The organism is Paraburkholderia oxyphila NBRC 105797, assembly GCF_000685075.1.
Lineage (GTDB): Bacteria > Pseudomonadota > Gammaproteobacteria > Burkholderiales > Burkholderiaceae > Paraburkholderia > Paraburkholderia oxyphila.
The window spans coordinates 1-23297 of sequence record NZ_BAYD01000044.1; the positions used below are offsets into that span (position 1 = coordinate 1).

The window sequence follows — 23297 nt, forward strand, 5'->3', positions numbered from 1 at the left end:
CCGCTTTACTCGGGCGCGGCGCTCGTGAAGCTGCGCGACGGCACCTATCAGGCGGCCACGGTCATCGGGCTCGACGACACCACGCTGTACGGCTGGCCGAAGATGAAGACCGGCCGCATCGAGGACATCTTTGCGGAAAACGGCTTCATCGCCGTGCAGGACGCGGAGTTCTACAAGCTCGGCAGCCCCGCGCCCGGCACCGACTTCGAGTTGAACGACCACCGCGCGGTGGTGGTCGGCATCGCCACGGTGGCGAGCGGCAGCCTGTTTGGCACCCCTACGCTTTACACGACGTACAGCCGCGCCATCCAGTACGTCCCGTCGACCCGCTACACCACCTCGTACATTCTCGTCGAGCCGAAGTCGGCCGCCGACGTCGCGCACATCAAGGCCGAGGTCGCGGCGCTCGGCTACATCGCCTACACGAAAGATGAGTTCATGCAGCACATCGCGGACTTCTACAAGTACGAGACGAGCCTCGGCACCAACATCCTCCTGATGACCGTGATCAGCTTCGTGGTCGGGCTGTCGATCTCCGGGCAGACCTTCTACACGTTCATTCTCGAGAACCTCGAAAAATTCGGCGCGCTCAAGGCCATCGGCGCGAAGCGGCGCGAGCTGGTCGCGATGATCCTGTTCCAGGCGGCGCTCACGGCGCTCACCGGCTATGGCCTCGGCGTCGGCCTGTGCGCGGCGTCGATCAGCCTCGCGCGGCTGCGCATCCGCGATTACGCCGCCATGATCACGTTCGGCAATCTCGCGATCGCGTTTGCGATGGTGGGCAGACGCGCGCGCTGGCGGCGGCACAAGAGGCGCTGCGGCTGCTGCGCGCCGACTATCGCGCGGGAACCGTGGATTACCTCCAGATCCTCGTTGCCGACGGCCAGTTGCACCAGGCGCAGATTGCCTGGCTCGAAGCCGACGCCCAGCGCCTGCAGGACACCGTCGCGCTCTATGCGGCATTGGGCGGCGGCTGGGGCGAGGCGAACGTCACGCGCTGAGCGGCTGATGCCGCACAGGGCATGCGTTCGCCCCCGAGCCCGATTGTCTCTTGATGCAAATCAACGGCGCGATGGAGCGCGATCCGATGATGGGTCAGGCAACGCAATGCGAGACGGGGGCGTCCCCCGGTGAGGAGAAAAAGCATGTACGAGAGAATTCTGATGGCGTTCGACGGCAGCGAGACCTCGAAGCACGCGCTCGGCGAGGCGCTGCGCTTCGCGCATCTGGCGGGCGCGCAACTTTGCGTGGCGCACGTGATCGACGTCGTGGCGCCGCTGGGCATGGGGCTGACCTACGTTCCCGCGGATCTGATCGCCACGTATCGGGAAGAAGCCAAAAAGCTGCTCGAAAGGGCGCGCGCCGAAGCGAAGGCGGCAGGCGTGAGCTGCGAGACGGAATTGCTGGAAGTGCAAGGCGTCACCGACAGCGTGGCCGACTGTCTGAACCGCTGCGCCACGCGCTTTGGTGCGCAGCTCGCCGTGCTCGGCACGCATGGCCGGCACGGCATCAAGCGTGCCTTCATCGGCAGCGTGGCGGAGGCGTTCGTGCGCGAGGCGCAGTGCCCAGTGCTGCTCGTGCGGGGTGACTCATGAGCCCCTCGTCCCTGGACGAGGAACATCGCTCGACGAGTGATCCGTGCGCTGCGCCTCGCGAGACGGGACTCGATTGATCAGGAGATTGAAATGAGAGACATCCCCCATGACGTGCCGGTTGCACCGCCTTCCATGCCGGCCGTGGGTGCGCGCATGATGCAGCTCGGCTTCGATCAGTTCGCGGCCGCGCAGGGCCTGCAGGCAAAGCGCGCCGAACGCGACCGCGCCGCGGCGCAACGCGCATGTGAGGCGTTTCAGCATGCATGCAGCAACGACGTGAAGTCCTTCGCGCAGACGTGGCAAATATTGATGCGCGAATACCTCGCGGCGAGCGTGGGCTTGTGGGAGCAAAGCCTGAGCGCGGCCGCGCGCAACCAGGCCGCCTATGGGGCGTTGCTTCGCGACATGGTCCTCGATGCCGAACAGGCCTGGACGCGCACGGGACTCACGCCGAAACAGGCGTAGCCGCGCCGAACCACGGCACCTCGCTCTCCAGGCAGTCTGTCCACAATTCCCATCCAAACGGGGTGTCGTCGAACAGCCGCTCTCTCATGGGCGCCGCGAGCTGCTGTGCGCAACGGCACGCGTACGGCGCATGCTTTTCAGCATGCCGTATCCGGCCGGCACGAGGGTTCCGGCAACTGTCCCCAGCCGACTGGCGCGTAGACGGCGCCACCCGCGAGTTCGACCAGCTCGGTAAAACGCTGGAGCGTCGCGCCCGCCATGATGTGCACGGTCGGCCCGCTGAAATAGCTATCGGTGCGCAGCCACGGTGCGCGCCGGTCGTTGATCTCCTGAACACTGAAGGGGTGCGCGTGCTCGCCCGTTTCCGGCGTGAGCAGCGCAGCGTCGAAGGCGACCTTGAGAATCTGGTCGGGTTCGCCGCCATAGGGCAGGCCTGCCACGGAGGTATAAGGCGCGCGCTCCCAATGATCGCCCCATTGCTGATCGAGCGGCGCGCGTGTGAAGTACGCCCACGGTGTGCATACATAGCAAAGGCGATAGGTCTCCTGAACCGCAGTCAGATCAACGCGTGTAGTCATTGCAGTTTCCTCCTTCGCCAGGCCGCCGTGCGCCGCTCAGGCCGCCGGCCTGCCGACGGTCTGCGCGAGGACGGGGACTTCGTCCTCGTTCAGGCGCAACGCGTCGGCGAGCAGCCGATGATGGATCCAGCCAGTCGCTTGTGTCACGCGGTGCGCGCGGCGGGGAGGTCCTCGGCGCCGGCGCTCGCGGGCGCGCCGGTTGGCAGGACGCGCCGCCCGTGCGTTTCGTTGATGATCTCCGCCGCCGAGAGATAGAAGGCGACGAGGGCCGTGAGGAGTCCCGCATATCCGCCTGCGTGGTGCAGGGTCAGCGATCCGGTCCACTCGCTGAAGGCGAGCAGGAAAAAGGTGATCCACAGCACCGCGAACAGCAGTTGCAGCGCGCGCGCCGCGCGCCACGTCGCGATCCACATATAGAACGTGAAGACGCCCCACAGCAGCAGATACCAGCCGACGAAAGCCGGCACGACGTGCTCGTGCAGGAACTGGAGATACAGCGCGAGCGACCACCAGAATGCGCCATAGGCGATGAACGCGGTGGCGCCGAACGTGTTGCCGCGCGGAATCTCGATGAGTCCCGCGATGGCCTGCGCGGTGCCGCCGAACGCGAGCGCGCAGGCGAGCACGAGGCCGAGCGAATCGCCGCCGAACCAGCCGGCGTTGATCATGCTGAGGAGCCACGTCGTGAGGGCGAATCCGGCGAGGCCGAGCGACGCGGGGTTGGGGGCAGTGGGCTTCATGTGGCTGTCTCCTGGATGATGGCTTGCGGGGGCTTAAGCGGCCTTGCTGAACTGCACGATGACGCCCGGGTTCTCGACGGTCGAGGTGTCCTGTTCGAGCGCCTCGCCCTTCGCGACCGAGCGCAGCAGGCGGCGCACGATCTTGCCGGAGCGTGTCTTGGGCATGGCGTCGCCGAAGCGGATCTCGCGCGGCTTGGCAATCGGCCCGATCTCGCGGCCGATCCACGTGCGCAGCTCGTCGGCGACGCGCTGCGCCTCGCCGTCGCGAGGGCGCGGCCCCTTGAGCACCACGAAGGCCACGATGGCCTCGCCCGTGGTCGCGTCGGGGCGGCCCACCACGGCGGCTTCGGCCACCTGCGGGTGGGCGGCGAGCGCGGACTCGATCTCGGCGGTGCCCATGCGGTGGCCGGAGACGTTGAGCACGTCGTCCACGCGTCCTGTGATCGTGAAATAGCCGGTCTCGGCGTCGCGGATCGCGCCGTCGCCGGCGAGATAGAGCTTGCCGCCGAGCTCCTGCGGAAAGTAGCCGGCGCGATAGCGCGCGGGATTGCCCCAGACCGTGCGCAGCATCGACGGCCAGGGCCGCTTGATGACGAGCAGGCCGCCATTGCCGTTGGGCACGTCGCGGCCCGCCTCGTCGACGATCGCCGCCTCGATGCCGGGCAGCGGCAGCGTGCAGGAGCCCGGCACGAGCGGCGTGACGCCCGGCAGCGGCGTGATCATGTGGCCGCCGGTCTCGGTTTGCCAGAAGGTGTCGAGCACGGGGCAGCGGCCGCCCCCCACCTGCGCGGCGAACCAGCGCCACGCATCGGGGTTGATGGGCTCGCCCACGGTGCCGAGCAGGCGCAGCGAGCTCAGGTCGTAGCGCGCCGGGTGCACGTCGGGATCGGCCTGGGCGGCCTTGATGAGCGAGCGGATGGCCGTGGGCGCCGTGTAGAAGATCGACACCTTGTGGCGCTCGATCATCTGCCAGAAGCGGCCCGCGTCCGGCCAGGTGGGCACGCCCTCGAAGATCACCTGGGTCGCGCCGGCCGCGGTCGGGCCGTAGCAGATATAGCTGTGGCCCGTGATCCAGCCGATGTCGGCGGTGCACCAGAACACATCGGAGGCGCGAATGTCGAAGGTCCACTTCATCGTCAGCGCGGCCCACAGCAGATAGCCGCCCGTGCTGTGCTGCACGCCCTTGGGCGTGCCCGTCGAGCCGGAGGTGTAGAGGATGAAGAGCGGATGCTCGGCGTCGACCCATTCGGGCTCGCAGGTGGCGGGCTGCGCGGCTTCGAGCTCGTGCAGCCAGACGTCGCGCTGCGCATGCCACGGGACCGCGCCGCCCGTGCGCCGGTAGACGATCACCGTATGCACGCTCTCGCCGCCGCCCATCGCGAGCGCTTCGTCGGCGATGGTCTTGAGCGGCAGATGACGGCCGCCGCGCACCTGCTCGTCGGCCGTGATGAGCACGCACGCGCCCACGTCGGCCATGCGCTCGTGCAGCGACTTCGCGGAAAACCCGCCGAACACGACCGAATGCGGCGCGCCGATGCGCGCGCAGGCCTGCATCGCCACCACGCCCTCGATCGACATGGGCAGGTAGATCATCACGCGGTCGCCGCGCCGCACGCCGCGTGCGCGCAGGGCGTTCGCGACGCGGCAGACGCGGGTGTGCAGCTCGGCATAGGTGAGCGTCGTGACTTCACCGCCGTCGGCTTCGAAGACGATCGCGATGCGGTTTGCGCCGCCGTTGGCGAGGTGCCGGTCGAGGCAGTTGTACGAGGCGTTGAGCATGCCGTCGTCGAACCACTTGAAGAACGGCGCGTTCGAGGTGTCGAGCGTGCGCGTGAACGGTTGCTTCCAGTCGAGGTGCTCGCGCGCAAGACGGGCCCAGAACGCTTCGGGGTCGCGCTGCGCCTCGTCGACGAGCGCGCGATAGGCGGCCATGCCATCGATGGCGGCGCCCTTGATCAACGGGATCGGGGACAGGGCGGGGCCGCTGGCAGTCAGTTCAGGTGTGGACATGGTCTCCTCGCATGGGTGATTCGGTGGCGGCATCAATGCATCTCTCGCGACGCCAGGACTTGCCTCCAGCGTCGGGGCTTGGATGTGCCGCTTCAGTCTCGACGCCGCCTCGTGGGGCGCGATTGACTCAGATCAATCAGGGTTATGCGCAACGCCAATGCGGCCCAATTCAGGGACCGGTGCGCAGCGAATTGACCGAGATCAGTCGAAATGCGCATCGAGCGCTTATCCTGGACGGATCGAAGCCTTGCATTGCGGAGAAGCGCCGTGCCGCCCACCAGCACCCTCGACTCGAACGCCCCCATGACGCTGCCGGCCGGGGCTGTGCCGTTTGCCACTGGCCGCGTGAGCGCGGTGCGCGGCGCGGTGCTGGACGTGGTGTTCGAGGAAGGACCGCTGCCGGGCGTGGAAGACGCGCTGTGGATCGTGCGTGACGACGGCGCGCAACTCGCCGCGGAAGTCGAGGCGCATCTCGGCCCCACGGCATTGCGTGCGCTCGCGTTGCAGTCGACGGCTGGATTGCGGCGCGGCGCACGCGTCGAGGCAGCGGGCGGACCGCTCGAAGTGCCGGTGGGCGAGGCGGTGCTCGGCCGCCTGCTGGACGTGCGCGGCACCGTGCATGACGGCGGCGCGCCGCTCGACGCCACGGCGCCGCGCCGCCCGATCCATCGCGCGGCGCCGCCTCTCGCGGCGCTGCGCGGCTCCACCGAGATCTTCACGACCGGCATCAAGGCGATCGATTTGCTCGCGCCAATCGCGCAAGGCGGCAAGGCCGCGATGTTCGGCGGCGCGGGCGTCGGCAAGACCGTGCTCGTGATGGAGCTGATTCACGCGATGGTTCAGCGCTACCAGGGCATTTCGGTGTTCGCGGGCGTAGGCGAGCGTTCGCGTGAAGGCCACGAGATGCTCTCGGAGATGCGCGATTCGGACGTGCTCGCGCGCACGGTGCTGGTGTACGGCCAGATGAACGAGCCGCCCGGCGCGCGCTGGCGCGTCCCGCTCACGGCGCTCACGATCGCCGAGCATTTTCGCGACGAGCTGCGGCAAAACGTGCTGCTGATGATCGACAACGTGTTCCGCTTCGTGCAGGCGGGCGCGGAGGTGTCGGCGTCGCTCGGGCGCATGCCTTCGCGCGTGGGCTATCAACCCACGCTCGCGAGCGAGGTGGCGGCCTTGCAGGAGCGCATCGTCTCGGTGGGCGGCGCGGCGGTGACCGCCGTGGAGGCCGTCTACGTGCCGGCCGACGATTTCACCGACCCCGCCGTGACGACCATCGCCGCGCACGTGGACAGCATGGTCGTGCTCTCGCGCGCCATGGCCGCCGAGGGCATGTATCCGGCCATCGATCCGATTGCCTCGTCGTCGGTGTTGCTCGATCCGCTCGTGGTGGGCGCGGAGCACGCGGCCATCGCCATCGAGGTGCGGCGCCTCATCGAACATCATCGCGAGCTGCAGGACGTGATTGCGCTGCTCGGCGTCGAGGAACTGGGCGCCGAGGATCGTCTGCTCGTGCAGCGCGCGCGCCGCCTGCAGCGTTTTCTCACGCAGCCTTTCGCGGTGACCGAGGCGTTCTCCGGGCAGCCGGGCCGCTCGGTCGCGATTGCCGACACGCTCGCGGGCTGCAAGGCGATTCTCGCCGGCGAGTGCGACGACTGGCAGGAGCGCTCGCTGTTCATGGTCGGCACGCTCGACGAGGCGCGCGAGAAGGAACGCGCCTCAGCGACGGGCGCAACCGCATAGGAGAGCACACATGGGCGGCACGCTGCTCGAACTGACGATTGCCACGCCGCTCGACATGGTGGTGAACCACGCCGCGGCGCGCTCGCTGCGCGCCGAGGACGCAAGCGGCTCATTCGGCGTCCGGCCCGGCCATGCCGATTTCATCACGATGCTCGCGCCCTCGGTGGTGCGCTGGGTCGGGCCGGACGGCGCGCGGCGCTTTTGCGCCGTGGACGGGGGCGTCATGACCGTAACGGGTGGCTGCGTGGTGGCCGTTGCGTGCCGCGAGGCGATTGCCGGCGACGAGCTCGAATGGCTGGAGCGCGAAGTCGCGCGCGTGCGCGCGGCCCAGCTCGACGCCGAGCGGCGCGTGCGTGTGGAGAGCGTGCGCCTGCATGCGCAAGCGGTGCGGCAGATGCTGCGCTATCTGCGCGGGCCGGTCGTGCCGGACGGGCAGGACATTGCGGCGGCGCAGGAGCGCGGGCAATGAGCGATCCCTCGCGCGAGCCCGATCACATGGCACGCGCCGCGCGCGATGCCGCCGGACGCGAGGCGCGCGGCCGCGCCCAGCCCGAGCCCTCGCTCGGCAGCCGGCTCGGGCAGATCGGCATTCTCGGCTGGACCATCGTCCTGCCCACGCTCGCGGGACTGGCGATCGGCCGCATGCTCGACCGGCTGTTCGGCACGCGCGTGTTTTTCTCGGCGCCGCTGCTCATGCTCGGCGCGGCGGCGGGCCTCTGGTTCGCATGGAAGTGGATGCATCGACAAGAACGGAGTCATCAGGATGACTGAGCATTGGGCGATCTGGGCCTCTATGGCGGGCCTTGCAGCCGGCGTCGGGACCGGCGCCGCGCATTTCGCGGCGCTGTGCTGGAATGCGCGGCTCTTCGCGTCGGGACGCGTCGGCTTCGCGCTCGGCGCGCAGGCCGTGCGCTGCGTGCTGACCGCGCTGCTGCTGTTCGCGCTCGTGCGCGCGGGCGCCGCGGCCGTGCTGGCGGGCATGGCTGGTCTGCTGCTCGCGCGCCATGGCGCGCTGCGTCTCGTCACGTCTCGCGGCGGCGACGCCGCACCGGTGCAGCGATGAAAGCCTCGCCGCTCGCCACTGTGCCGCTCTGGCACCTCGGCGCGCTCTCGGTCACCGAGCCCGTCGTGGTGACGTGGGCCATCATGGCCTGCCTCGCCGCCGCCGCTGTGCTGCTGACGCGGCGCCTCGCGCTCGCGCCGTCGAAGACCCAGGCCGCGCTGGAGCTTTTCGTCACCACGCTCGACGCCCAGATCCGCGACACCATCGAAGCCGATCCCGCGCCCTACCGTGCGCTGATCGGCACGCTCTTCGTGTTCGTGCTCGTGGCGAACGCGTCGTCGCTGCTGCCGGGCGTAGAGCCGCCGACCGCGCATCTCGAGACCGACGCGGCGCTCGCGCTGATCGTGCTCGCCGCGACCGTTTTTCATGGCCTGCGCACGCGCGGGCTGCGCGGCTACCTCGCGACCTTCGCCGAGCCGACCTGGGTGATGATCCCGCTGAACGTCGTCGAGCAGCTCACGCGCACGTTCTCGCTCGTCGTGCGTCTGTTCGGCAACGTGATGAGCGGCGTGTTCGTGGTGGGCATCGTGCTCTCGCTCGCGGGCCTGCTCGTGCCGATACCGCTGATGGCGCTCGATCTGCTCACGGGCGCCGTGCAGGCCTACATTTTCGCGGTGCTGGCGATGGTGTTCGTCGGCGCCGCAGCGGGCGGCGCGCAGGCCGGCGCCGGCCATCATGCTCAGGGAGCGCCATGAACCTCATTGAAATCGTCAGCATTGCCGCCGCCGCGCTCGCCGTCTCGTTCGGCGCCATCGGACCGGCGCTTGCCGAAGGCCGCGCCGTTGCCGCCGCGATGGACGCCATCGCGCGCCAGCCCGACTCCTCGGGCACCATCTCGCGCACGCTGTTCGTCGGCCTCGCAATGATCGAGACGATGGCGATCTACTGCCTCGTGATCGCGCTCCTGCTGCTGTTCGCCAATCCGTTCGTCAAGTAAGGCACCGGCCATGCATATCGACTGGTCGACGCTCGCCCTGCAGACCGTCAACGCGCTCGTGCTGGTCTGGCTGCTCGCGCGCTTCCTGTTCCGGCCCGTGGCGGAGATCGTCGCGGCGCGCCAGAAGGCCGCGCAGTCGTTGCTCGCGGATGCCGAGGCGAGCCGCCGCGCGGCGCAGGCGGAGCAGAGCGCCGCGCACGACGAAACGGCGCGGCTCGTGGCTTCGCGAGAGGCGACGTTGCAGGCCGCCCAGGCCGACGCCGACGCGCACAAGGCCGCGCTGCTCGCCTCGGCACGGGCCGAAGCCGCGCAACTGCGCGCGGATGCCCATGGCGAGATCGAACGCGCGCGTGCCGCGCAGGCCCACGCCATCGAGGAGGACGCCGTGCGGCTTGCCATCGAGGTCGCGGGGCGGCTGCTCGAGCGCATGCCGCCCGAGGCGCGCGTGGAGGGCTTTATCGGCGGCGCGGCTGAGGCGCTGGCGGCGCTGCCGCCCGAGACGCGCGCGGCATTCGCTGCACAGGGCGCGCCGCTCGCGCTCGCCGCGCCACGCGCGCTATCGACCGCCGAGCAGCGCGCCTGCGAGGCGGCGTTCGGCGCGGCGCTCGGCAGGACCGTCACGCTGCAGGTGCGCGTCGATCCCGCGCTGATCGCGGGGCTCGAACTCACGAGCGCGCACGCGGCGGTGCGCAATCATCTGCGTCACGATCTCGACGCCATCCGCGCAACGTTGCTGGAGCAGAACGGTGAGCGCCGCTGAAACCGAAACCGGCGACTTCGGCAACTGGCTCGCGCGCCAGCGCGGCGCGCTCTCACACGTGCGCCTGGTGGCCGACGCGAGCACCTTCGGGCGCGTGGAGCGGGTGGCCGACGGAGTCGCGCGCATCTCGGGGCTGCCCGACGTCGCGCTCGACGAGACGGTGCGCTTCGCGAGCGGCGCGACGGGCTACGTGCGCACGCTCGACACCGAACTCGCAAGCGTCGTGCTGCTGGACGGCGCGCAGGGCGTGGAGGCGGGCGAGCGCGTCGAGCGCACCGGCGCCGCGCTCCACGTGCCGGTGGGCGAAAGCCTGCTCGGGCGCGTGATCGATCCGCTTGGCCGGCCGCTCGACGATGGCGAGCCGCTCGCCGCCGCGCAATGGCTGCCGGTGGAGCGGCCCGCGCCCGCCATCGTCGAGCGGGCCGCCGTGAGCGAGCCGCTCGAAACCGGCGTGCTGATCGTCGATGCGCTGTTCGCGATCGGGCGCGGCCAGCGCGAGCTCATCATCGGCGACCGGGCGACGGGCAAGACCTCGCTCGCCGTCGACGCCATCGTCAACCAGCGCACGAGCGACGTGATCTGCGTGTACGTCGCGGTGGGCCAGCGCGCCACGGCGGTGCAGCGCGTGATCGACGCCGTGCGCGAGCGCGGCGCGCCGCAGCGCTGCGTGTTCGTGGTGGCGCCGGCGTCGGCCTCGCCCGGCATGCAATGGATCGCGCCGTTCGCGGGCTTCTCGGTTGCCGAGTACTTCCGCGACCGCGGCCAGCACGCGCTCGTCGTGATCGACGACCTCTCGAAGCACGCGGCCACGCATCGTGAGCTCGCGCTGCTGACCGGCGAGCCACCGGGCCGCGAGGCGTATCCCGGCGACATCTTTTATCTGCACGCACGGCTGCTCGAGCGCGCGGCGAGGCTGAGCCCGGCGCTCGGCGGCGGCTCGCTGAGCGCGCTGCCGATCGCCGAAACCGATGCGGGCAATCTCTCGGCCTACATTCCGACCAACCTGATCTCGATCACCGACGGCCAGCTCGTGATGGACGCCGCGCTGTTCGCGTCCAACCAGCGGCCCGCCGTCAACGTGGGGCTGAGCGTCAGCCGCGTGGGCGGCAAGGCGCAGGCACCGGCGCTGCGCCGGGTGGCGGGGCAGCTGCGGCTCGACTACGCGCAGTTCCTCGAGCTGGAGATGTTCACGCGCTTTGGCGGCCTCACGGACGCGCGCGTGAATGCGCAGATCGTGCGCGGCGAGCGGATTCGCGCCTTGCTCGCGCAGCCGCGCTTCAGCGCGCTCGGCACGCGCGACCAGGTGACGTTGCTCGCCGCGCTCGCCGATGGCGTGTTCGACGCGGCGCCTGCGGCCGTGGCCGCGCAGATCCGCGAGCGCCTCGCGCAGCGGCACGCAGAGACTTCGTCAAATCATTCGGATGACGAGTCAGCCGAGAGCGCTGCAGGGCTACGCGAATGGGTGCGCGCACTGATGCCTGACGTGGCGCCGGTCGATGAGCGAGGCAAGGCGCCTGGCAAGGAGCAGGGATGAGCGGCAGGCTCGGCGAGATCGAGAACCGGATCGCAGCGACCCATCAACTCGATGCCGTGATCGCGGCGATGCGCGGCATTGCGGCCTCGCGCTCGCGTGAGGCGCACGAGCGGATGGCCGGCATTCGCGCGGCGGCGGCGACGGCGGGCGCGGCGATCGGCGAAGTGCTCGCGTTCACGCGCGAAAGCGCATTGGCCGGAGATCCGGCGGCCGGCGACCCGGCGGCCAGCAACCCGGCCGCGCGGGACGGCGCGGCCGGTGGCGACATCGGCATCGTCGTGGGCACGGAGCAGGGCTTCGCTGGCGCGCTCAACGACGCGCTGGCGGAGGAGGCGCAGCGCCTGGGCGGCGCGCGCGCATGCCACTGGCTGCTGGTGGGCTCGCGCCTCGTGAGCGCCGCCGCCGCGCGCGGCGTGGCCTGCGCGTGGTCGGCGCCGATGGCGGCGCACCCGGACGCCATTCCGCCGCTTGCGGTGCGCATCGCCGACGCGCTCTATGCACGCCTCGCGACTGGCGAGCGCGCGACGCGCGTGACGGTGCTGAGCGCACAGCCCGGCGAGCCGCGCTTGCGCATCGCGCAGCGCGCGCTCATTCCGTTCGACTTCACGCGCTTCCAGGTGCCTGCGCGCGCGCAGCCGCCGCTCGTCAACGTCGCGCCTGCGCGGCTCTTGTCCGGGCTCGTCGAGTTTTATGTCTTCGTGGAATTGTGCGAAACGCTGATGCTCGCGTTCGCCGCCGAGAACGAGGCGCGCGTGCGCGCGATGCTGGCGGCGCGCGCGAACGTGCAGCAGCGTCTGAGCGATCTCACGCAGCGTTATCGGGCGTTGCGGCAGGAGGAGATCACATCGGAGATCGTCGAGCTGAGCAGCGGCGGACAGGCCGCGCGCCGCACAGCCGATTGATCGAAGTCAGCCGTGCGGCGCGATGCGCGAATTCATAGGGATAACGTCACGTTGTCGGGGTGGGTGCCCGACTATGCGCAGAAGCTCACGGTCGAGCGCGCCGCCGATGCCGCGTTGGAGGTCGCGCGCCCTATCAGTGCGGCGCTGGCCCGTCGCGCGCAACGCGAGTTCGCCGGCATCCACGTCGACGAGCGCAACGGCGTGGTGACGCTGAGCGGCACGGTCGCATCGCTGCGCGAGCGGCCTGCGGCCTGCGGCCTGCGGCGCCGCGTGGGCGACGCGTGGCGTGTGGGCGGTGGTCGATCGGCTGACCGTGCAATGAGTGGCGGCCTGCCGCGGACAGTGTGGAGGGGGGTGAGATGAACGTGCCATCACGGATCCTCGTGGTCTTCTATTCGCGCAGCGAGACGCCCGCTGCTCAGGCGCGTGCATCGGGCAGCGTCTGGACGATCAACGTGTAGAGGTCGTCGAGATTGTCCTCGGCCGCGAGGCCCTCGAATGGATCGCGATTCGCGCCGAACGCTTCGTCGATCTCCACCCAGTCGGCTGCCGTCAGACAGTGCTGTGCGCCGGGCAGGATGACCGACTCTTCAAGTTGCCGGTGCCTCGCGTAGAAGTCCGCATACGCGCTCACTTCGGCACGCAGCGCGGGAAGCATGCTGGCACCGCCCAGTTCATAGCGTGTAAGGGCGCGTTCGAGTGCGCGAACACGCATTGCGCCTTCTTCATGCTGGCGTCCGAGTTCCTCGATGACGGCGTCCAGTTCGTCGGTGCGCTCGCGCAACCGCGCAAACAGGTAGCGCTCTTCCTTCGGATGATGAATTTGCTCGGGGAATTCCTGGATGTAGTAGAGCATCGCGCGCATGAGCATGGCGCCCGACGCACCCGCGCCCGATGCCATGCCGTCGACGACGCGCTGCATGCCATTGACGATGCTCGTCAGGCGCCGGTGCTCGCTCAGCATCACTTGTATCGCGCTACGTCGCGTGGCAGCTTCCATGTCGGACTCCAGGACGGGGGCGGCCGGGCAGGTTATGAGACGCAGGAGATGCGCCGAAATGGCGCCGCGTGGGTGGCCGCTATTTTTTTACTATGCGCGGCAGCCAGGAGGATGCATTGATCTTCATCAATTCGAGTCGGTAGTGCACGAGGGTGCCCGGAGGATCGACGTGACGAGCCGCTTGAAGATGGGCTGAGGTGCGCGGGCCGGCGCGGCTCGCCCACACGCTTGACTTAAGTCAACGGGGCGGGCACACGGTGATCGCACAGTGGAACGGTTGTGTCCGCCTGGGCCTGGTCAGGCGGCATGCGATGTGCTGTCGGTCAACCGGGGCGGATCAAAAAAAGGGGAGAGGACGATGAAGACGGTCGTGCGCGATGCCGAACCACATATCGAGGGGATGGCGCGATCCCTTCCAGGTGTGCCTGCAAGCGCCGGCGAGTGCGCCCGGTCCGGGATGACGCCGGCCGATGAGTGGAATCGGGCGGCGCATGCGGTCGTGGCCACCATGACTTTCGGGCTTTCGCCCATCTCGCTGGGGCTGGCCGCGATCGACTGGGGGGCGCATCTCGCGATTGCACCGGGCAAGTGCCTGGACCTCGCCGCGAACGCATGGCGTGCGGCCTGCCTCTTGCCGGCGGTGTTGCCTGAATCCGGTGACGACGAGGGCGAAAGCGGCGTTGCGGTGCATGCCGGGGATGCCGACCCGCGCTTTGCCGCCGCTGCATGGTCGAGTTGGCCTTTTCATCTGTATCGCGACGGCTTTCTGGCAGTCCAGCGCTGGTGGCGCGAGGCCACACGCGGCGTGCCGGGCGTGGAGCAGCATCACGAACAGCTGGTGGCTTTCGCGGCGCGCCAGTGGCTCGACGCCTGCTCGCCTGGCAACTTCATCGCCACCAATCCGCTCGTGCTCGACACGACGGCCCGCACCGGCGGCGCGAATCTCCTGGCCGGCCTGCGCCATTGGCTCGAGGACGCCGTGGCGCTGGCCGCCAGCCGCTCCGGGGTGCACGCGCGCACGGCGCAAGCCTTCGTGCCGGGGCGCGACGTGGCGGTGACGCCGGGCCGGGTCGTGTGGCGCAACGCTCTGTGCGAACTGCTCCAGTACGATCCGATGACGCCCGACGCCGCGCGCGAGCCGATCCTGATCGTGCCGTCGTGGATCATGAAGTACTACATCCTCGACCTGCAGCCGCATGACTCGATGATCCGCTTTCTCGTCGAGTCGGGCTTCACCGTGTTTGCAATCTCGTGGCGCAACCCTGGCGCAGAGGCGCGCGACCTCGGTCTCGAGGACTATGTGCGCGATGGCTTCTTCGCGGCGCTCGAAGCGGTCCGCTCGCGCTGCGGCGAAGCGGTGCACGCCGTGGGTTATTGCCTCGGCGGCACGCTGCTCGCGATCGGGGCGGCGGCGCTCGCCCGCGACGGCCGGCGCGATGCACTGCGCACGGTCACGCTGCTGGCCGCCTTGACCGACTTCAGCGAGCCCGGCGAACTGGGGCTCTTCATCGATGCGAGTGCGCTCTCGGCGCTCGACGCGCTGATGTGGCGCCAGGGCTATCTCGACGGCGCGCAGATGTCGGCCGCGTTCCAGTTGCTCAATGCGCGCGACCTGATCTGGTCGCGCATGATGAGCGAGTACTTGCTCGGGCGGCGCACGAAGGGCAACGACCTGATGTCGTGGAATGCGGATACGACGCGCATGCCGTACCGCATGCACACCGAGTACCTCAACCGGCTCTTTCTCGACAACGATCTCGCGGCGGGCCGCTACTGCGTCGACGGCCAGCCGGTCGCGCTCCCGGACATCGAGGCGCCGATGTTCGTGGTCGGGACCGAGCGCGATCACGTCTCGCCGTGGCGCTCGGTCTACAAGCTGCATCTGCTCACGCACAACGCGCTGACTTTCGTGCTGACGGCGGGCGGCCACAACGCGGGCATCGTGTCCGAGCCCGGCCATGCGCGCCGCTACTATCGATGCACGACGCGCGAGCCCGAAGGGGCGTACCGCAGCCGGCACGAATTCGTGCGGGGCACGCCCGCAGTCGATGGCTCCTGGTGGCTTTGCTGGCGCGACTGGCTGCGCGCGCGCTCCTCGGGCGAGGTGCCGGCGCGCACGCCGGAGGCGGGGCTCGGCGCGGCGCCGGGCGATTACGTGCTTGAAACGTGAGCGCGGGCGGCGCGCCCGCTCGCCCCGCGTGACCGTGCATTGCACGAGCTAACCCTGTTCGAGCGGATGACGCTACGCCCGTGCTTGACCTGCATCAATCGGCGGCGAGCGGTGCCGACTTGATCGAAGTCAATTGTGCAGCGCGGCCGCGGCGCATGATGGAATCCGCTGGCGCGCCTTCGATAGGCAGGCGCGATCGTCTTGCGCACGCTTCGGGCGTGCACGCGCGCGCCACGCCAGCCCATTTTCGAATGCCGATGGAGGGAACATGAAAGCACTGGTTTACAACGGCCCGGGCCGCTTCGCGGTCGAGACGCGCCCGATGCCGGAATTGCAGGAGCCCGGCGACGCCATCGTCAAGATCTCGAAGACGACGATCTGCGGCACCGATCTGCACATCCTCAAGGGCGACGTGCCGACCTGCACGCCGGGGCGCATCCTCGGCCACGAAGGTGTGGGCGTCGTGCACGCGGTCAGCAGTGGCGTGACGACACTCAAACCCGGCGATCACGTGCTGGTGTCGTGCATCTCGAGCTGCGGGCAGTGCGAATATTGCCGGCGCGGCATGTACTCGCACTGCAAGACGGGCGGCTGGATTCTCGGCAACCGCATCGACGGCACCCAGGCCGAGTATGTGCGCACGCCCCATGCGCAGACGAGTCTTTACAAGATTCCCGCGGGCCTCGACGAAGCGGCGCTCGTGATGCTCTCGGACATCCTGCCTACGGGTTTCGAGTGCGGCGTGCTCAACGGCAAGGTGGAGCCGGGCAGCACGATGGCCATCGTCGGCGCGGGGCCGATCGGGCTGGCGGCGCTGTTGACGGCGCAGTTCTATTCGCCCGCGCAGATCATCATGATCGACATGGACGCGAACCGTCTCGCGTGCGCAAAGCGCTTTGGCGCCACGGCAGGGATCGATCCGCGCGCCTCGGACGCCGTCGAGGCGGTGATGAAGCTCACGGACGGGGTGGGCGTGGACTGTGCGGTCGAGGCCGTCGGCGTGCCCGCCACCTTCGAGCTGTGCCAGCAACTCGTGGCGCCGGGCGGCACGATTGCGAACATCGGCGTGCATGGCGCGAGCGCGTCGATCTTCCTCGACAAGCTCTGGGACCGCAACGTGGCGATCACGACGCGTCTGGTCGACACGGTCAGCACGCCGATGCTGCTCAAGACCGTGTGCGCCGGGCGCATCGATCCGGGCCGGCTGATCACGCATCGCTTTGCCTTCGAGGACGTGCTCAAGGCCTACGAGACGTTCTCGCACGCAGCCAGCACGCAGGCGCTCAAGGTCATCATCGAAATGTGATGCGGCGCGGGTGGCGGCGGCCGCCCGCGCCACCGCTGTGTTCTTCGCTGTGACAGGCAGCCGAGGCTCCTCAACGCGCATGATCGACGTAACGTGAAACGCTCACCAGGCCGCCACCGCCCCATCGGAGCGCGGATCGGTTGCGCCGGCCAGCACGCCGTCCGGGTGATGCACGATCGCGCCTGCGTGGCCCATGAGGTCCGCATACTCGCCCACCACCTCGAGCTCGTGCCCGGCGCGCCTCAATGCGTCGATCAGCGCGGAATCGAAGCGCGCTTCGATCTTGAGCGAGGTGCTCGCCTGCCCCCATGTCCGGCCGAGCAGCCAGCGCGGCGCCGAGACAGCCCGTTGCAGGTCCGTGCCGAACATCGCGTAGCGGCTGAAGACGGCGGCCTGCGTCTGCGGCTGGCCGTCGCCACCCATCGTGCCGTAGACCATGGCCCGGCCGTCCTTCAGCCGCGCGAACGCGGGATTCAGTGTGTGGAAGGGCCGGCGGCCCGGTGCGATGCACGACAGTGCGCCCGTGGCCAGCGAGAAGCTGCTGCCGCGGTTCTGGCAGGTGACGCCGGTATCGGCGAGCACGACGCCTGAGCCGAACTCCCAGAACGTGCTCTGGATATAGCTGACCATGAGCCCCGAGTTGTCCGCGGACGCGAGCCACACGGTATCGCCCTTGCCGGCGGGTTCGGGCCACGGCTGTGCCCGGTCCGGGCGAATGGCGCGGCGGTGGGCCTCGAGCGGCTCGGGGGCGAGGAAGGCGCTCCAGTCCCTGGCGCGCTCGCCCGCATCGTGGATGCGCCGGTTGCGTACCAGGAAGGCCTGCTTCGTGGCCTCCACGAGCCCGTGGACGTAGGAGAACGATTCGGCCTGGGTACAACCGAGCCGCTCGAAGATGCCGAGAATCAGCATCGAGGCGAGCCCCTGCGTGGGCGGCGGCAGGTTGTAGACCGTGCCCGTCTCCAGTTGCAGGCTGAGCGGCTCGACGCGGCGCGCGGCGTAGCCATGCAGGTCGTACGCGCGCAGCGGACTGCCGAGGCGTTGCAGCTCGTTGGCCATGGCGTCGGCGAGATCCCCGCAGTAGAAGTCCTGGAGCCCCGCGCGCGCGCACTGATCGAGCGTCGCCGCGAGCGCGGGGTAGGCGCGCATCGAGCCCGCGGCGGGGGCCGCACCGTCGTTGAGGAAAGTCTGCGCGAAGCCCGGTTGCCCGGCCAGCTCGTGCGCGACGCGCCCGGTGAACGCGGCCTGGCTGCGCGTGACCGGTGCGCCATGCCGTGCATACCACCGCGCGTCTTCGAGCAGGCGTGCGAGCGGCAGGCGCCCGCCCGCGCGATGGCTGATGCGCAGCGCCTCCTCCCAGCCGGCGATCACGCCCGGCACCGTATTGACCGCAAGCGGGCCGCGCGATGGAATGCTTTCGAGGTGACGTTCGGCATAGAACGCCGGCGTGGCGAGCGCCACGGCATAGCCGGCCGCGTCGATCGCGACGGGCGGCTCGCCGGGCGCGGCGATGAGCCAGAAGCCGTCACCGCCGATGCCGTTCATGTGCGGATAGACGACCGCGATGGTGGACGCCGCGGCGATCATCGCCTCGATCGCATTGCCGCCGTCGCGCAGCACCGAAAGACCCGCCTGCGCGGCAAGATGGTGCGGCGCCGTCACCATGCCGCGTGCCGATGTGAGCGTCTCGATCATGCTGCGCCCTCCGCGTAACGTTCCTCGAGTGCCAGCACCGCGCTGCTGAAGCAGTGCAGCGGGGCGCGCACGATGCCGGCGCCGATCTGGCCGACCCCGGCTTCGCGGTGCGCGATGCCCGTCGTGATCACGGGGCGGATGCCCGTATCGACGACCTTGCGCACGTCGATGCCCGTGGGCGAGCCGAGGAAGTCGAGCAGCGGCAGCGACATCGCCGGATTGTGCGTCTCGGTGATGTGATACATCTCGCGCGAGTACGACACCGCTTCGGTCACGGTGCCGCCCACGAGCTGCACGAGCGCGGGCGAGGCGGCGAGCGACGCGCCGCCGAAGCCGGCGGTTTCGGCAATCGCGCTGTCGCCGAGATCGGGGTTCGCATCGTCGGCGCTGAAGCCGGGGAAGTAGAGGCCGCGCGGCATGTCCGAGGCGGCTTCGAACCAGCGGCTGCCGAGTCCGCTCACGCGGATCGCGGTCGTCACGCCGTTGCGCGACATCGCCGTGACGATGCTGCTGCCTTCGACGCCATGTGCGGCGTCCATGGTCGCCTTGCAGCAGGCCATCGAGAGGTTCAGGAAGAACTGCGAGTTGGCGCCGATGAAGTCGAGAATCTGCCGCACGGACTGGCGCTCGATCTCGCTCGCGACGAGCGGCACGGCAATCGCCGCAAAGAACAGTGACGTGGCCGCGCTGTTGCGGCTATGGACTTCGTCACCCATCAGCAGCGCCTGCGACTGGATCGGCTTGAGCTCGATGCCGCCGGGGATGGCGGCGAGCGCGATTTTGAGTCCCGGCGCGAGCACGCCTTCGATCCATCGCAGGCGGTCGAGCACCTCGCTGCTGTTGGCGCCGAAGCGCAGCACCTTGCCCGTGCCTTCACTCATGTTCGAGTACGCGTAGTTGCCGTTGGTCTCATTGCGCACGGCAAACAGCGGCATGGACGGCGAAATGACGCCGGACATCGGCCCCACGGCTGCCCGGTCGTGACAGGAGCCAAAGCGCACGCCACCGGCCGCGAGCAGCGCGCGCGCCTCGTCTTGCGTTTTCGCCCAGCCCTCGTAGAGCACCGCGCCGATCATGGCGCCCTGCATCGGCCCGCACATATCGGGCCAGGCGATCGGGGCGCCTGCGTGCAGCAGGGTGCGCTCCATGTCGGGCCACACGTCGCGTGCGTGCAGGATCACGTCGACCAGCACCGGCTGTGCTTCGATCATGCGCCGGGCCGCGAGCGCATTGGCCGCGTCGATGAGCGAGCCCGCACAGTCCGGGTCGGCGCGGTCGCCGGCGAGCCGCGCGAGCGCCCAGCCCACGGCAGCATCGCCGTCCGCGGGCGGGCGCCAGTCGAGCTGGAGCGCCGCGACGCCTTGCCCGGCCAGCGTTGCCGCGAAGCTTTCGACCCCGACGTTGACGGCGGACAGCGCGCCGTCCAGCAACATCTTGTCCATCATGATTCTCCATTCGGTTATTGGATGCCGGGCAAGCTGCCCGTGATTGCCGTGATGAATCCGCTCAACATGTCCCAGCCCGAAGAGCTGCCAATCGCCGTCAGCTCGTGCGCGGCGAGCGCCATATCGAGGCCGTCGCGAGCGCTCCCGCACGCATACGCGTGCACGGCGTCGGCAAGCCGGTGCAGCCGCGCGAAGCTGCGGCCTTCGAGCAGGTCGCCGAACAGCGCGGCCCCGATGGGATGACTCGCGAGCCGCGCCTGCGCGGCCAGCTGCCCGCTGGCTTCCTGCATGTCGCCGCACAGGACCCGCCGTGCAAACAGGGCGGCGCCGACAAAGTCATCGCCGGAAGGGGTGAGCCCGGGGCCCACACCGAGCAGCCGCGCCGATGCTTCGCAGACCTGATGAATGTCGCGGTCTGTAAGCGCGCGGGCGAGGCGGCGCACATGCGGCATGCCGAGATCGAGAGGAAACTCGAGCGCGACGCCGCTCAGCAGTCTGCCGAAACCTCGCGGCGAATCGAGGCGCGCTGCCTGCGCGAGCAGGACGAGGCCTGCCTCGCGCAGTGCCGCCACGTCGCGACAAGGCGCTTGCGGGCTCGGCGGATGCCATGGGCATTGGCCCTGCGGATCGAAGCGCAGCGGCAGACGGGACGCGAGCGCCGCGTTGCCGGCCTGCGCGGCGAGCAGCACGGCGCGCGGATGCAGCGCGTGCGCGCCGGTGCCGGCCCAGATCAGCTCGCCAGCTGCGAGCAGATAGCCGCATGGCGCACTGCCCGGCATCGCCGTCGCCACGCCGCCGCTGCGCGAGAGTGCCGCGTGCGCCTTGTAGCCGATGCGCAGAATCGGGCCGATTTGAACGACGGGGCCGCTGGCTTCGGTCCACGGGCGCGCCGCTGGCGCCGCCCGGGTTGCGAGCGTGCTCATGGCACGATCCGCGTGCCGGCCTCGCCATGCAGCGCGTCATACACGCGGTCGAGCGACGTGATGACGACCTTGCGTCCCCCGTGATCGAGATACTGCAGCGCGGCGGCGATCTTCGGACCCATGCTGCCGGGCGGGAACTGCCCTTCGTCCAGATACTGGCGCGCTTCGTCGGCACGAATCTCGTCGAGGAAGCGTTGGGTCGGTTTGCCGAAATCCAGCGCGACACGCTCGACGCCAGTGAGCATGATCAGCGTCTCGACGCCGAGCTCCGCGGCCAGCAGCGCACTCGTGAAGTCCTTGTCGATCACGGCCGGCACGCCGTGCAGCCCGCCGTCGCCGTTGCGCACCACGGGGATGCCGCCGCCGCCCGCGGCAATCGGGATCACCCCGGCGTCCAGCAGCGCCTCGACCGCGGGGAGATCGAGAATGCGCAGCGGCCGCGGTGACGGCACGACGCGCCGGTAGCCGCGTCCCGAATCCTCGACGAAGACCCAGTCGCTTTCCGCGCTCATGCGCTCCGACTCCTCCTGGCTGAAGAAGCGGCCCACGGGCTTGGTGGGATCGGCGAACGCGGGGTCGGCGGGATCGACCTCGACCTGCGTCACGACCGACGAAACCGGCGCGGCGATGCCATGCGCGCGCAGCACATTCAGCAGCGTCTGCTGCAGCATGTAGCCCATGCCGCCCTGCGAGTGCGCGACGCAGATGTCCATCGGCATCGGCGCCAGTTCGCGCGCCGTGCGGGCCATGCGGAACAGGATGTTGCCGACCACCGGGCCGTTGCCGTGCGTGAGCACCAGCCGATAGCCGCCTTCGATGATCCCCGCGAGATGTTCGCAGGCTTTCTCGATCAGCGAGAACTGTTCCTCGGCGAGGCCCTTGATGTTGGGCGGATAGCTGGCATTGCCGCCGAACGCGATCAGGATGCGTTGAGAGTCGGTCGTCATGAACGTGCTCCGGAGTGGCTGGCTTGCATGGCGGAATCGGCGGCGGGGTTCGCCGCGTGCGGCTGATCGCAGAGGGCGTGGAGCGCGGACGTGAAGCACGCGAGCGGCGCGCGCACGATGCCGGCGCCGATGATGCCCTTGCCAGGCTCGCGGTGTGCCGTCGCGGTGTTGATGACGGGCCGGCTGTTCTCGTCGAGCACGCGGCGCACGTCGATGCCGACCGGCGCGCCGACGAAGTCGAGCGCGGGCAGCGTAAAGCCCGGATTGCGCGCGATGGCGATCTGCTTCATCTCGGTCGAGTAGCGCAGCGCGTCGGCGGGCGTGCCGCCGACGAACTGCACCATGGCCGGCGCCGCGGCCATGGCGAATGCGCCCAGACCGGCCGTTTCGGTGATCGCGCTGTCGCCGATGTCGGGATTCGCGTCGGCCTCTGTGAAGCCGGGCAGATAGAGCCCCTTCGGCACCTCCGCCGGGCCCGTGAACCAGCGCTCGCCGAGCCCGCTCACGCGGATGCCGACCTCGACCCCGTTGCGGGCCATTGCCGTGACCATGCTGCTGTTGGGCACGCCGTGCGCGGCGTCCATGGTCGACTTGCAGGCGGCCATCGAGAGGCTCAGGAAGAACATGTCGTCCTGGCGGATCATCTTGAGCACGGCGGCGGCCGTTGCGCTGTCGAGGCCGCTCCTGGCAAGCTCGCAGGCGACCCAGCGCAGCAGGATCAGGCTCGCGGCCGTATTGCGGTTGTGCAGGTCGTCGCCCATGTGCAGCGCCTGGGCGATGATGGGCTTCAGCGCGAGGCCATCGGGCGCGCCGCGCACGACCGCCTGCAAGGTCGGCGCCACGGTGTTCTCGATCCAGCGCAGGTGATCGAGCACCGGCTGCGAGTACGCGCCGAAACGCAGCGTTTCGCGGCCGCCGCTCTCCATGAACGGCGCCCAGGCGAGGTTGCCGGCCGTGCGGTTGCGCACGGCGACGAGCGGCATCGAGGGCGAGATGATGCCGCTCATCGGGCCGACCGCACCGTGCTCGTGGCACGGCGCGAATGCGACTTCGCCGCGGCGCGCGAGCGCTTCGGCATGCTCCGGCGAGCTGGCCCAGCCTTCGTAGAGGATCGCGCCGATGACGGCGCCGCGCATCGGCCCGCACATCTTCTCCCAGCCGATCGGCGGGCCGGCGTGCAGCAGCGTGCGGCCGAGATCTGGCCAGACCTCGCGTGCATGGAGCGCGACGTCGACCCACGCGGGCTCGGCGCCGATCACGCGGTTGACCGCTTCGAGGTTTGCCCGGTCGATCCCGGAGCCGAAGCACGCGGGGTCGTCCTTGTCGCCGGCGAGCTGGGCGAGGCGCCAGGCGAGCTCGGCGGACGCGTCGCCCGCGGGCTGCCAGTCGAGGCGCATGAGCGCCGCGCCGCCGCCCGCCGGGCCCTCGTCGAGGGTCGCGACGCCGACGCTGATCACGGAAAGAACGTCGTTGAACATGACGAGGCTCCT

General features: G+C 69.6%; 22 protein-coding genes and 3 pseudogenes. 16 read left to right on the top strand and 9 right to left on the bottom strand.

Features of this window, described 5'->3' with window-relative positions; genetic code table 11:
* The 4 genes and pseudogenes from BO1_RS52685 to BO1_RS25065 all read left to right on the top strand — a co-directional run.
* Positions 1 to 780 (top strand): annotated as a pseudogene (locus BO1_RS52685) (ABC transporter permease); the annotation flags it as partial.
* 2 nt (positions 781 to 782) lie between these two features.
* A pseudogene (locus tag BO1_RS57905) lies at positions 783 to 1001 on the top strand (TolC family protein); the annotation flags it as partial.
* Between the two features lie 144 nt (positions 1002 to 1145).
* Positions 1146 to 1595, top strand: coding sequence for a universal stress protein (locus BO1_RS25060; RefSeq protein WP_028219894.1), 450 nt, complete (start codon positions 1146 to 1148; stop codon positions 1593 to 1595).
* A 90-nt stretch (positions 1596 to 1685) separates the two neighbouring features.
* Positions 1686 to 2060: a hypothetical protein gene (locus BO1_RS25065; protein WP_028219895.1), complete on the top strand. Its 375-nt coding sequence runs from the start codon at positions 1686 to 1688 to the stop codon at positions 2058 to 2060.
* A gap of 137 nt (positions 2061 to 2197) precedes the next feature.
* On the opposite strand, the gene BO1_RS25070 is transcribed toward BO1_RS25065, so the two are convergent.
* The 3 genes from BO1_RS25070 to acs all read right to left on the bottom strand — a co-directional run bounded on the left by BO1_RS25070 (position 2198) and on the right by acs (position 5388).
* Positions 2198 to 2638, bottom strand: a complete 441-nt coding sequence (locus BO1_RS25070) for a hypothetical protein (protein WP_028219896.1) — start codon at positions 2636 to 2638, stop codon at positions 2198 to 2200.
* A 143-nt stretch (positions 2639 to 2781) separates the two neighbouring features.
* A complete protein-coding gene (locus BO1_RS25080; protein ID WP_028219897.1) occupies positions 2782 to 3378 on the bottom strand; it encodes an acetate uptake transporter in 597 nt (198 codons plus the stop codon).
* A gap of 33 nt (positions 3379 to 3411) precedes the next feature.
* Positions 3412 to 5388, bottom strand: a complete 1977-nt coding sequence (acs, locus tag BO1_RS25085) for an acetate--CoA ligase (protein ID WP_028219898.1) — start codon at positions 5386 to 5388, stop codon at positions 3412 to 3414.
* Between the two features lie 303 nt (positions 5389 to 5691).
* On the opposite strand from acs, the gene atpD reads away from it, so the two are divergent.
* From atpD to BO1_RS61330, 10 genes and pseudogenes are all read left to right on the top strand, one after another.
* Complete coding sequence (gene atpD, locus BO1_RS25095; RefSeq protein WP_043286395.1) at positions 5692 to 7128, top strand: F0F1 ATP synthase subunit beta; 1437 nt, start codon at positions 5692 to 5694, stop codon at positions 7126 to 7128.
* A gap of 10 nt (positions 7129 to 7138) precedes the next feature.
* Positions 7139 to 7597, top strand: a complete 459-nt coding sequence (locus BO1_RS25100) for a F0F1 ATP synthase subunit epsilon (RefSeq protein ID WP_028219901.1) — start codon at positions 7139 to 7141, stop codon at positions 7595 to 7597.
* A complete protein-coding gene (locus BO1_RS62080; protein WP_043286398.1) occupies positions 7594 to 7899 on the top strand; it encodes an AtpZ/AtpI family protein in 306 nt (101 codons plus the stop codon). Before BO1_RS25100 ends, BO1_RS62080 begins: the two co-directional genes overlap by 4 nt.
* Complete coding sequence (locus tag BO1_RS52695) at positions 7892 to 8191, top strand: ATP synthase subunit I (RefSeq protein ID WP_043286400.1); 300 nt, start codon at positions 7892 to 7894, stop codon at positions 8189 to 8191. Before BO1_RS62080 ends, BO1_RS52695 begins: the two co-directional genes overlap by 8 nt.
* Positions 8188 to 8886, top strand: a complete 699-nt coding sequence (locus tag BO1_RS52700; protein ID WP_043286402.1) for a F0F1 ATP synthase subunit A — start codon at positions 8188 to 8190, stop codon at positions 8884 to 8886. The genes BO1_RS52695 and BO1_RS52700 overlap by 4 nt, the downstream gene beginning before the upstream one ends.
* The gene (locus tag BO1_RS25120; protein WP_028219903.1) at positions 8883 to 9128 is read left to right on the top strand and encodes a F0F1 ATP synthase subunit C; all 246 of its coding nucleotides are present in this window, start codon (positions 8883 to 8885) and stop codon (positions 9126 to 9128) included. Before BO1_RS52700 ends, BO1_RS25120 begins: the two co-directional genes overlap by 4 nt.
* 10 nt (positions 9129 to 9138) lie before the next feature.
* The gene (locus tag BO1_RS25125; protein ID WP_028219904.1) at positions 9139 to 9888 is read left to right on the top strand and encodes a F0F1 ATP synthase subunit B family protein; all 750 of its coding nucleotides are present in this window, start codon (positions 9139 to 9141) and stop codon (positions 9886 to 9888) included.
* Positions 9875 to 11422 (top strand): F0F1 ATP synthase subunit alpha, encoded by a 1548-nt coding sequence (locus BO1_RS52705; protein WP_043286405.1) that lies wholly within the window; start codon positions 9875 to 9877, stop codon positions 11420 to 11422. The genes BO1_RS25125 and BO1_RS52705 overlap by 14 nt, the downstream gene beginning before the upstream one ends.
* On the top strand, positions 11419 to 12324 hold the full coding sequence (locus tag BO1_RS25135; protein ID WP_028219905.1) for a F0F1 ATP synthase subunit gamma: 906 nt from the start codon (positions 11419 to 11421) through the stop codon (positions 12322 to 12324). Before BO1_RS52705 ends, BO1_RS25135 begins: the two co-directional genes overlap by 4 nt.
* A gap of 105 nt (positions 12325 to 12429) precedes the next feature.
* Positions 12430 to 12646 (top strand): annotated as a pseudogene (locus tag BO1_RS61330) (BON domain-containing protein); the annotation flags it as partial.
* 96 nt (positions 12647 to 12742) lie between these two features.
* On the opposite strand, the gene BO1_RS25145 reads toward BO1_RS61330, so the two are convergent.
* A complete protein-coding gene (locus tag BO1_RS25145) occupies positions 12743 to 13324 on the bottom strand; it encodes a hemerythrin domain-containing protein (RefSeq protein ID WP_028219907.1) in 582 nt (193 codons plus the stop codon).
* Positions 13325 to 13724: 400 nt separating this feature from the next.
* Between BO1_RS25145 and BO1_RS25155 the strand changes: the two genes are divergently transcribed.
* Both BO1_RS25155 and BO1_RS25165 read left to right on the top strand, forming a co-directional pair.
* A complete protein-coding gene (locus BO1_RS25155) occupies positions 13725 to 15494 on the top strand; it encodes a PHA/PHB synthase family protein (protein ID WP_043286431.1) in 1770 nt (589 codons plus the stop codon).
* A gap of 268 nt (positions 15495 to 15762) precedes the next feature.
* Positions 15763 to 16800: a zinc-dependent alcohol dehydrogenase family protein gene (locus tag BO1_RS25165; RefSeq protein ID WP_028219910.1), complete on the top strand. Its 1038-nt coding sequence runs from the start codon at positions 15763 to 15765 to the stop codon at positions 16798 to 16800.
* 102 nt (positions 16801 to 16902) lie between these two features.
* Here the strand turns inward: BO1_RS25165 and BO1_RS25170 are convergent, their stop codons facing one another.
* From BO1_RS25170 to BO1_RS52710, 5 genes are read right to left on the bottom strand one after another with little or no spacing between them, the layout of a single operon-like run.
* Complete coding sequence (locus BO1_RS25170; protein ID WP_028219911.1) at positions 16903 to 18492, bottom strand: gamma-glutamyltransferase family protein; 1590 nt, start codon at positions 18490 to 18492, stop codon at positions 16903 to 16905.
* Positions 18489 to 19937: a YlbE family protein gene (locus tag BO1_RS25175; protein WP_245643902.1), complete on the bottom strand. Its 1449-nt coding sequence runs from the start codon at positions 19935 to 19937 to the stop codon at positions 18489 to 18491. Before BO1_RS25175 ends, BO1_RS25170 begins: the two co-directional genes overlap by 4 nt.
* A 14-nt stretch (positions 19938 to 19951) precedes the next feature.
* Entirely contained in the window at positions 19952 to 20860 is a 909-nt protein-coding gene (locus BO1_RS25180; RefSeq protein ID WP_028219913.1) for an oxamate carbamoyltransferase subunit AllH family protein, read from the bottom strand.
* Complete coding sequence (gene arcC, locus BO1_RS25185; RefSeq protein ID WP_028219914.1) at positions 20857 to 21807, bottom strand: carbamate kinase; 951 nt, start codon at positions 21805 to 21807, stop codon at positions 20857 to 20859. The genes BO1_RS25180 and arcC overlap by 4 nt, the downstream gene beginning before the upstream one ends.
* Positions 21804 to 23285, bottom strand: coding sequence for a YlbE family protein (locus tag BO1_RS52710; RefSeq protein ID WP_084688179.1), 1482 nt, complete (start codon positions 23283 to 23285; stop codon positions 21804 to 21806). Before BO1_RS52710 ends, arcC begins: the two co-directional genes overlap by 4 nt.
* Between the last annotated feature and the right edge of the window lie 12 nt (positions 23286 to 23297).

Excerpts from the sequence above, each read along its gene's own strand:
- BO1_RS25060 (WP_028219894.1), top strand. The coding sequence starts at position 1,146 with ATGTACGAGAGAATTCTGATGGCGTTCGACGGCAGCGAGACCTCGAAG.
- BO1_RS25065 (WP_028219895.1), top strand. The coding sequence starts at position 1,686 with ATGAGAGACATCCCCCATGACGTGCCGGTTGCACCGCCTTCCATGCCG.
- BO1_RS25070 (WP_028219896.1), bottom strand. The coding sequence starts at position 2,638 with ATGACTACACGCGTTGATCTGACTGCGGTTCAGGAGACCTATCGCCTT.
- BO1_RS25080 (WP_028219897.1), bottom strand. The coding sequence starts at position 3,378 with ATGAAGCCCACTGCCCCCAACCCCGCGTCGCTCGGCCTCGCCGGATTC.
- acs (WP_028219898.1), bottom strand. The coding sequence starts at position 5,388 with ATGTCCACACCTGAACTGACTGCCAGCGGCCCCGCCCTGTCCCCGATC.
- atpD (WP_043286395.1), top strand. The coding sequence starts at position 5,692 with ATGACGCTGCCGGCCGGGGCTGTGCCGTTTGCCACTGGCCGCGTGAGC.
- BO1_RS25100 (WP_028219901.1), top strand. The coding sequence starts at position 7,139 with ATGGGCGGCACGCTGCTCGAACTGACGATTGCCACGCCGCTCGACATG.
- BO1_RS62080 (WP_043286398.1), top strand. The coding sequence starts at position 7,594 with ATGAGCGATCCCTCGCGCGAGCCCGATCACATGGCACGCGCCGCGCGC.
- BO1_RS52695 (WP_043286400.1), top strand. The coding sequence starts at position 7,892 with ATGACTGAGCATTGGGCGATCTGGGCCTCTATGGCGGGCCTTGCAGCC.
- BO1_RS52700 (WP_043286402.1), top strand. The coding sequence starts at position 8,188 with ATGAAAGCCTCGCCGCTCGCCACTGTGCCGCTCTGGCACCTCGGCGCG.
- BO1_RS25120 (WP_028219903.1), top strand. The coding sequence starts at position 8,883 with ATGAACCTCATTGAAATCGTCAGCATTGCCGCCGCCGCGCTCGCCGTC.
- BO1_RS25125 (WP_028219904.1), top strand. The coding sequence starts at position 9,139 with ATGCATATCGACTGGTCGACGCTCGCCCTGCAGACCGTCAACGCGCTC.
- BO1_RS25135 (WP_028219905.1), top strand. The coding sequence starts at position 11,419 with ATGAGCGGCAGGCTCGGCGAGATCGAGAACCGGATCGCAGCGACCCAT.
- BO1_RS25145 (WP_028219907.1), bottom strand. The coding sequence starts at position 13,324 with ATGGAAGCTGCCACGCGACGTAGCGCGATACAAGTGATGCTGAGCGAG.
- BO1_RS25155 (WP_043286431.1), top strand. The coding sequence starts at position 13,725 with ATGGCGCGATCCCTTCCAGGTGTGCCTGCAAGCGCCGGCGAGTGCGCC.
- BO1_RS25165 (WP_028219910.1), top strand. The coding sequence starts at position 15,763 with ATGAAAGCACTGGTTTACAACGGCCCGGGCCGCTTCGCGGTCGAGACG.
- BO1_RS25170 (WP_028219911.1), bottom strand. The coding sequence starts at position 18,492 with ATGATCGAGACGCTCACATCGGCACGCGGCATGGTGACGGCGCCGCAC.
- BO1_RS25175 (WP_245643902.1), bottom strand. The coding sequence starts at position 19,937 with ATGATGGACAAGATGTTGCTGGACGGCGCGCTGTCCGCCGTCAACGTC.
- BO1_RS25180 (WP_028219913.1), bottom strand. The coding sequence starts at position 20,860 with ATGAGCACGCTCGCAACCCGGGCGGCGCCAGCGGCGCGCCCGTGGACC.
- arcC (WP_028219914.1), bottom strand. The coding sequence starts at position 21,807 with ATGACGACCGACTCTCAACGCATCCTGATCGCGTTCGGCGGCAATGCC.
- BO1_RS52710 (WP_084688179.1), bottom strand. The coding sequence starts at position 23,285 with ATGTTCAACGACGTTCTTTCCGTGATCAGCGTCGGCGTCGCGACCCTC.